Origin of the sequence: Methanohalobium sp. (assembly GCF_046546175.1) — an archaeon.
Taxonomy (GTDB): Archaea; Halobacteriota; Methanosarcinia; order Methanosarcinales; family Methanosarcinaceae; genus Methanohalobium.
Window position 1 is genome coordinate 1 of sequence record NZ_JBKGYF010000096.1, and the last position, 6,241, is coordinate 6,241.

Here is a 6,241-nt window from a genome sequence, read left to right on the forward strand (position 1 = left end):
CTGCACCATCGCATCCGATTGAAATATTAATTTTTCCGGTGGTATATGGCGACCCGGTAGCATCTGCACAGGTTGACTGGATACCTGCAAAGGTTGCAGTCATTCGTCCACCATGTTTATAGATGATAGCCTGGGCAATTCTTCTGGCTACAAGTGTATTTCCTATTACTATAATGACGTCTGGTCTTGTGGGAATTGTATCCAGTGGGGCTACAACTGTTGCCGCAGTAGAACCCGGTTCAGGTCTTGGCATATTGTCGACTACCCGTTTGGCGACACTGTATGAGGTTTCTTTTCCCAGTTTATCAACATACAATTTACCACTTTTGAGTTTGTCTGGATAATCCTGTAGTCCCAGTGCTGCTGCACCTCCTTTGCATGCATGTTTGTCAACAGTTGCAAAATTTATAATCTCATCAAACCGGGCTTTTTGTAGCATCTGACAGTATCTGACGGAATCTGAAACCTCTTCTATATCCTGTGGGATACCTTCTTTCAGGTTTAAAAGTGAGACCCCTACAGGCTTCCCATCCAGATTTAATAAATCTACTAGTTTTTTACTTGCTTCTGCATAATCCATAACTATATCTCCAGTATTGGTACTTTTGTACTGATTTAATTTTTATTATTCCTCATCATACTCATTTTCCAGTTTTTCAATGGTATCAACAACTTTGCTGAATCTTTTGTCCCATTCTGATTTACTTCCTTCATAGGAATAGGTGGAACCGGTGTCAGCCTTCTGGGATACATTTGGCTCTATGGGCAGTTCTGCAAGAACCGATATTCCAAAATCAGATGCAGCTTTGTTGACACCACCTCCACCGAACACTTCTATTTCATCACCACAGCTTGGGCAGATGACTCCGCTCATATTTTCAACCAATCCCAGGATAGGCACATTAACATGGTCCAGGAAATTTATGGATTTTCTGACACTGGCAAGTGCCACATCCTGTGGGGTTGTAACCACAATGGCACCATCGAATTCCGGTATCAACTGCGCGATACTGAGCGGTTCATCTCCTGTACCTGGCGGCAGATCAATTATAAGAAAATCCAGTATACCCCATGAAACTTCTTCTAAAAATTGCTTTATAGCTCCCATCTTGGCAGGACCGCGCCAGATAACAGGAAAATCTTCACCTTCTAGCAAAAAAGCTATAGACATAACTTTTAAATTATCAGACACAGGAACAGGAACAATACCCTTTTCATCGACTTCTGGTTTTTTATTTTTTAAACCGAACATTTTAGGAATACTAGGACCATGGATATCGGAATCCAGCAATCCGACTTTGTATCCGCGTTTTGCCAGACTTGAGGCAAGATATGCAGCGATGGTACTCTTTCCAACACCACCTTTACCGCTCATCACCATTATTTTATGTTTAACTCCTTCTAAACTCACGGGTTGAATTGGTGATTTAGATTGTGATTGTTGTTTTTTACTTTTTGATTCTTTAGGGTTTGTTTTAGCTATGTCTTCGGTTGAAATAAACTCTTTAGGCATACAATATCTCCTCACATTTTATTAATACTGGTTTTCATCATTGGTATTCGTATGGGTTCCACCTTTGATTTCGATTGCTTTTCCGTTGGTGAGTGCAAATGCTACCTTTTTTCTTGCACTCTGTAGGTCTTCCCAGAAAGCACGTCTTGATATACCCATTTTCTGAGCTGCTTCCTCCTGTTGCATTTCTTCTAAATCGACCAGACGCAATGCTTCTGCTTCCTCAACTGCCAGAGATACAACTTCAAGTTCTGAAAGTGGAACTCCCCTGGGTTTAAAATAGGTAACTCTTGGTTTATATTCTATCCGTCTGGGATATCTGGGTCTGCCTGGTATATTTATCACCTTAATATCTCTTAAGCGAGTAATTATATAAAACTTACCAGTAACTTTTATATAATTAAACTCTTATGTGTTAAAATACAGTAGTAAATCAAACAAGGGTATAAATATGATAATAGGTGTAACTGCTACAGGTAACAATCTGAATGATTCAATGGACCCAAAATTTGGCAGGTCTCAGTATTTTGTTATTGTAGATTCTGAAACAATGGAATTTGACTCATTCGAAAATCCCGGGGTTTCAGCATCAGGTGGTGCAGGTATACAGGCTGCACAGGCTATTGCAGACAGAAATGTCGATGTACTGATAACTGGAAATGTGGGTCCCAAAGCATTTTCTGTACTTTCCAAAGCCAATATAAAAGTAGTTACTGGAGCTTCTGGAACAGTTAAACAGGCAATTGATGATTTTAAATCAGGATTATTGGATGAAACTGATAATCCAACAGTAAAAGCTCATAATGGTATAAACAGATGAATAGGTGATTTTATGAAAGTATGTATACCTTCTAACGGAAACAGCGGTCTTGAAGCTACAATTGGTGAACATTTTGGGCGGGCTTCAAACTATACTCTTATAGATACTGAATCCAATTCAGTAGAAGTCATTCCAAACATCGGAGAACACATGGGAGGTACAGGAAAACCTCCGGAATTTTTATCCAAAGCAGGTGTTGAAGTGATGCTGTGTTCGGGACTTGGTCCAAGAGCTATAAACATGTTTGAAAATTATTGTATTGATGTATATGTAGGAGCAAAAGGCACTGTAAAGGATGCTTTGGAATCATGGAATTCCGGAACATTGGAAGAAGCAACAAAAGAAAATGCCTGTAACTCACACCGGCATTAATCAGAGGATAGCATGAACATTGCAATAGCAAGCGGCAAAGGGGGAACCGGTAAAACAACTATTGCAGTTAATCTGGCACTTTCCCTGGATGATGTCCAGTTGTTTGACTGTGATGTAGAAGGGCCCAATTGTAACCTGTTTCTTGGATACAGTCCTGAAAGGATAGAGGATGTTAATATCCTTTTACCGGTAATTGACAAAAATAAATGTGATTTCTGTGGAAAATGTGCGGATTTTTGTCAGTTTAATGCAGTTGCAGTAGTTCCGGGTGATGTAATGGTATTCCCCACCCTCTGTCACGGATGTGGTGGGTGTAGTATAGTCTGCCCGGGAGATGCAATCAATGAAGAAAAACGAAGTATTGGGACGATTGAAAAATCAAAAGCTGAAAATGGAGATTTAGAATTGTATCAGGGTTTACTAAATATCGGTGAACCGATGGCATCTCCTGTGATAAAAGACCTTAAAAACCATATTGATAAAAATAAAACCACAATAATTGATGCTCCTCCTGGATCAGCTTGCCCTGTAATTGCTGCTCTTGAAGACGTTGATTATTGTATCCTTGTAACTGAACCAACACCGTTTGGTTTCCATGATCTCCTGATTGCTATTGGTCTGGTGAGAGAACTTGAAATTCCATTAGGTGTAATCATCAATCGCTGTGATATGGGTGATAGCAGAGTAGAGGACTTCTGCAATTCTGAAAATATACCGGTTTTGATGAATATACCCTATGACAGGAATATAGCACATTTGTATTCAAAAGGAATTCCATTTGTAAAAAAAATGCCTGAATGGAAGGAAGAGTTTGAACAGATGTTTAAGAGTATACAATCAATTAATAAGTTAAGGTAATACAATGAATCAACTTACAGTAATAAGTGGAAAAGGGGGTACAGGAAAAACTACATTCACATCAGCTTTTGCATCACTTGCAGAGAATTCTGTTATAACAGATTGTGATGTAGATGCAGCAGATATGTACCTTATATTAAAACCGGAAATAATGGAGACATTCGATTTCATTGGTTCAAAGATTGCATCTATTAATGATAATCTCTGTAATGAGTGTGGATTATGCAGGTCTTACTGCAGATTTGGCGCCATTACTGAGGATTTAAAAGTGAATATATATGATTGTGAGGGTTGTGGGGTATGTGAATATGTCTGTCCTGAAAATGCAATACATCTTACTGATAGAAACTCGGGCAAATTCTACAAATCAATGACAAGATACGGTCCAATGGCTCATGCACATCTTGGAATCGGGGAAGAAGCAAGCGGGAAACTTGTTACTGCTGTCAGAAACAAATCCAGAGAACTTGCTGAAGAATATGATTGTGATCTGGTCCTTATAGATGGTCCGCCAGGAACAGGTTGTCCAGTGATTGCTTCTATTACAGGTGTTGATATGGTACTTGTTGTTACAGAACCCAGTACTTCAGGTATCCATGACCTGAAAAGAATACTGGAAGTAGCAAAATATTTTGATACACCGGCTTTGGTTTGTATAAACAAATATGACATAAACGGGGACAATACCCGGATTATAGAAGATTACTGCAGAGAAAACGGGGTAGAGATTGCAGGTAAAATACCATATGATAATACACCAGTTAAAGCTATGATACAGGAAAAAACAGTTATCGAGTATTCGGACAATGAAATCTCAAAAACAATCAATGATATCTGGGAAAGGGTAAGATGGAGACTTTTAAGGACAACTTAAAACAGAGGTATAGTTGATATGCAGTGTGCTTTGTGTAAAGATAAGCGGTGTAGTCAGGGTAAGAATTGCACAGTTATTACTGATAATATTAGCTATGAAGGTGAAGAACTCAAATCAATGAAAACATCTTCTCATATCGAATCCAGATATTATATGGAAAAAACAAGACTTGAAGAACTTATTTTGTATTCCAGACAGATGGGTTATAAAAAATTGGGTATAGCTTTTTGTATAGGTCTGGGAAAAGAAGCGAAGTTGGTTCATAAAATACTATCTCATGATTTTGATGTGCATTCTGTCTGCTGTAAAGTATGTGGAACCAGTAAGGATGAATATAATCTAGATAAATTTCATGATGGGGAGTTTGAAGCTACTTGTAATCCAAAATCACAGGCGATGGTGTTAAATGACAACAATACAGATTTAAATATCCAGATTGGTTTGTGTATCGGTCATGATATAATTTTTAATAACAATTCAAATGCACCTGTTACTGTTCTGGCGGTAAAGGACAGGGTGCTTGCACATAATCCACTGGGTGCAATTTATTCAGGTTATTATCTTAAAAACAGATTCCGTATAGATGAGTGAGGTTATCCAGATGAAATTGACAGTTGTATATGATAACAATTCAATAGATGGGTTCCTCGATGGTTGGGGGTTTTCTTGCCTGATAGAAACAGGATATACCAAAATTTTGTTTGATACAGGCTGGGATGGTCATGTGCTTCTTCATAATCTGGAAATGCTGGGAGTTTCACCAAAAGCCATCGAGAAGGTTGTATTATCCCACCAGCATTGGGACCATATCGGTGGGCTGACAAATATACTCAAATCCAACCCAAACCTTGTGGTCTATGTTCTGGATTCGTTTTCCAAATATCTTAAAAACGAAATCTCAGCACGTGCTAAATTGGTGGAAATATCACGACCTGGTGAGATATATCCTGGGATATACACAACCGGCGAAATCGGTGGAAAAATCAAAGAGCAATCTCTTGTAGTAGATTCATGTGCAGGTATATATGTGATAACAGGCTGTGCGCATCCCGGTATAAAAGACATCTTGAAAGCATCATCACAATTCGGTGAAGTTGTAGGAATTATTGGCGGACTTCACGGAAGCAGAGAATACGATTTACTCAAAAATTTAGCATTAATAGCTGCAGGGCACTGCACTTCAGATAAAAATAAAATTAGAAAATTGTACCCAGAGTCGTTTAAGGAAATAGGATCAGGTGTATGTATCCAGATTTGATAACACAACCTGGACCCTCACAATACAGGTGTTAATTACTCATCTTCAACCAGTCTTATAGCTTCCTGCGGACATGCCTCTATGCATTGTTCACATTCGATACAGTCTTCAGGTCGTGCAACGATTGCAACCTCTATATCCTTTTCTTCGTTATTCCCAACATCAAACAGGTCAACAGGGCATACTTCATAGCAGGCAAGAACACCTTCACATTTATCATAATCAATTACTGGATACATTTTTTAACCTCTATTGTTTGTAATATTCTATGGTTTTATTGAATTTTAACATCTACCGCTTTTTCATGTATTTCTTTGAAAGGAACTGTAACAATTAGTTTATCATTGGAAAATTTTGCAACAGCTTTATCAGGAATTACTGGACAGCATACAGCAAAACTACCGATATACTTGGTGTCGGTACCAGTTGCTCTTACTGCAAAACTATCTTCAGTTATCCTAAATTGGATGTTATCCTTTTTAACACCCGGTAGGTCGATTTCAATGTTTAAAGTCTCTCCTTTTTCATCTGCGCATGCAAATGTCC

Annotated in this window: 11 protein-coding genes; 6 read left to right on the top strand and 5 right to left on the bottom strand. The window is 38.5% G+C overall.

The annotated features are described in order from the left end of the window. The 3 genes from ACLFMM_RS08735 to ACLFMM_RS08745 all read right to left on the bottom strand — a co-directional run. A partial coding sequence (locus tag ACLFMM_RS08735; RefSeq protein ID WP_410808351.1) for a DUF169 domain-containing protein occupies positions 1-580 on the bottom strand: 580 nt, incomplete at its 3' end. Between the two features lie 45 nt (positions 581-625). Further along, positions 626-1,513 carry a P-loop NTPase gene (locus ACLFMM_RS08740; RefSeq protein ID WP_410808352.1) on the bottom strand — a complete coding sequence of 296 codons (888 nt, stop codon included), beginning with the start codon at positions 1,511-1,513 and terminating at the stop codon, positions 626-628. A 21-nt stretch (positions 1,514-1,534) separates the two neighbouring features. Continuing rightward, positions 1,535-1,858, bottom strand: a complete 324-nt coding sequence (locus ACLFMM_RS08745; RefSeq protein WP_410808353.1) for a DUF134 domain-containing protein — start codon at positions 1,856-1,858, stop codon at positions 1,535-1,537. A 106-nt stretch (positions 1,859-1,964) separates the two neighbouring features. Between ACLFMM_RS08745 and ACLFMM_RS08750 the strand changes: the two genes are divergently transcribed. The 6 genes from ACLFMM_RS08750 to ACLFMM_RS08775 are packed head-to-tail and all read left to right on the top strand — an operon-like array spanning position 1,965 to position 5,695. Continuing rightward, entirely contained in the window at positions 1,965-2,333 is a 369-nt protein-coding gene (locus tag ACLFMM_RS08750; protein WP_410808354.1) for a NifB/NifX family molybdenum-iron cluster-binding protein, read from the top strand. Positions 2,334-2,345: 12 nt separating this feature from the next. Continuing rightward, entirely contained in the window at positions 2,346-2,705 is a 360-nt protein-coding gene (locus ACLFMM_RS08755; RefSeq protein WP_410808355.1) for a NifB/NifX family molybdenum-iron cluster-binding protein, read from the top strand. A gap of 12 nt (positions 2,706-2,717) precedes the next feature. Beyond that, on the top strand, positions 2,718-3,563 hold the full coding sequence (locus ACLFMM_RS08760) for an ATP-binding protein (RefSeq protein WP_410808356.1): 846 nt from the start codon (positions 2,718-2,720) through the stop codon (positions 3,561-3,563). A gap of 4 nt (positions 3,564-3,567) precedes the next feature. Continuing rightward, complete coding sequence (locus ACLFMM_RS08765; protein WP_410808357.1) at positions 3,568-4,437, top strand: 4Fe-4S binding protein; 870 nt, start codon at positions 3,568-3,570, stop codon at positions 4,435-4,437. An 18-nt stretch (positions 4,438-4,455) separates the two neighbouring features. Then, positions 4,456-5,028 carry a DUF1847 domain-containing protein gene (locus ACLFMM_RS08770; protein WP_410808358.1) on the top strand — a complete coding sequence of 191 codons (573 nt, stop codon included), beginning with the start codon at positions 4,456-4,458 and terminating at the stop codon, positions 5,026-5,028. Beyond that, complete coding sequence (locus ACLFMM_RS08775) at positions 5,021-5,695, top strand: MBL fold metallo-hydrolase (RefSeq protein ID WP_410808359.1); 675 nt, start codon at positions 5,021-5,023, stop codon at positions 5,693-5,695. The genes ACLFMM_RS08770 and ACLFMM_RS08775 overlap by 8 nt, the downstream gene beginning before the upstream one ends. A gap of 35 nt (positions 5,696-5,730) precedes the next feature. Here the strand turns inward: ACLFMM_RS08775 and ACLFMM_RS08780 are convergent, their stop codons facing one another. Continuing rightward, positions 5,731-5,934 carry a ferredoxin family protein gene (locus ACLFMM_RS08780; protein WP_410808360.1) on the bottom strand — a complete coding sequence of 68 codons (204 nt, stop codon included), beginning with the start codon at positions 5,932-5,934 and terminating at the stop codon, positions 5,731-5,733. 35 nt (positions 5,935-5,969) lie between these two features. Then, positions 5,970-6,241, bottom strand: a 272-nt coding sequence (locus tag ACLFMM_RS08785; RefSeq protein WP_410808361.1) for an Hsp20/alpha crystallin family protein, incomplete at its 5' end; no start/stop codon positions are given.

What these genes read in the sequence shown, in the direction of transcription:
- ACLFMM_RS08775 (WP_410808359.1), top strand. Translation starts at nt 5,021, where the DNA reads ATGAGTGAGGTTATCCAGATGAAATTGACAGTTGTATATGATAACAAT.
- ACLFMM_RS08755 (WP_410808355.1), top strand. Translation starts at nt 2,346, where the DNA reads ATGAAAGTATGTATACCTTCTAACGGAAACAGCGGTCTTGAAGCTACA.
- ACLFMM_RS08750 (WP_410808354.1), top strand. Translation starts at nt 1,965, where the DNA reads ATGATAATAGGTGTAACTGCTACAGGTAACAATCTGAATGATTCAATG.
- ACLFMM_RS08780 (WP_410808360.1), bottom strand. Translation starts at nt 5,934, where the DNA reads ATGTATCCAGTAATTGATTATGATAAATGTGAAGGTGTTCTTGCCTGC.
- ACLFMM_RS08770 (WP_410808358.1), top strand. Translation starts at nt 4,456, where the DNA reads ATGCAGTGTGCTTTGTGTAAAGATAAGCGGTGTAGTCAGGGTAAGAAT.
- ACLFMM_RS08740 (WP_410808352.1), bottom strand. Translation starts at nt 1,513, where the DNA reads ATGCCTAAAGAGTTTATTTCAACCGAAGACATAGCTAAAACAAACCCT.
- ACLFMM_RS08760 (WP_410808356.1), top strand. Translation starts at nt 2,718, where the DNA reads ATGAACATTGCAATAGCAAGCGGCAAAGGGGGAACCGGTAAAACAACT.
- ACLFMM_RS08765 (WP_410808357.1), top strand. Translation starts at nt 3,568, where the DNA reads ATGAATCAACTTACAGTAATAAGTGGAAAAGGGGGTACAGGAAAAACT.